This window comes from Flavivirga aquimarina (genome assembly GCF_030540835.1).
Lineage (GTDB): Bacteria > Bacteroidota > Bacteroidia > Flavobacteriales > Flavobacteriaceae > Flavivirga > Flavivirga aquimarina.
Map to the genome: position 1 here is coordinate 1 of NZ_JAUOEK010000037.1, position 281 is coordinate 281.

Below are 281 nucleotides of genomic sequence, written 5' to 3' on the forward strand. Positions count from 1 at the left end.
GCAATACTGGAACGGCACTGCATGGGTAATAGTGGCAGCAGGAACTACAGGGCAAAGACTTACTAATCTAAATGGCGTACCAATTTGGACCAATATTGATCCTACATCTGGACTAATGTGGCAAGATATAACTTCTTCCGCCACAGGCAAAATATGGATGGACCGCAACCTTGGAGCTTCGCAAGTAGCAACAAGCAGTAACGATGCTGATGCTTACGGGGACTTGTACCAATGGGGGCGTGCTGCCGATGGGCACGAAAGCAGAACATCAAGCACAACAG

General features: G+C 48.4%; 1 pseudogene. It reads left to right on the forward strand.

Annotation, left to right across the window (positions count from 1 at the left end):
* Positions 1-281 (forward strand): annotated as a pseudogene (locus Q4Q35_RS01790) (hypothetical protein); the annotation flags it as partial.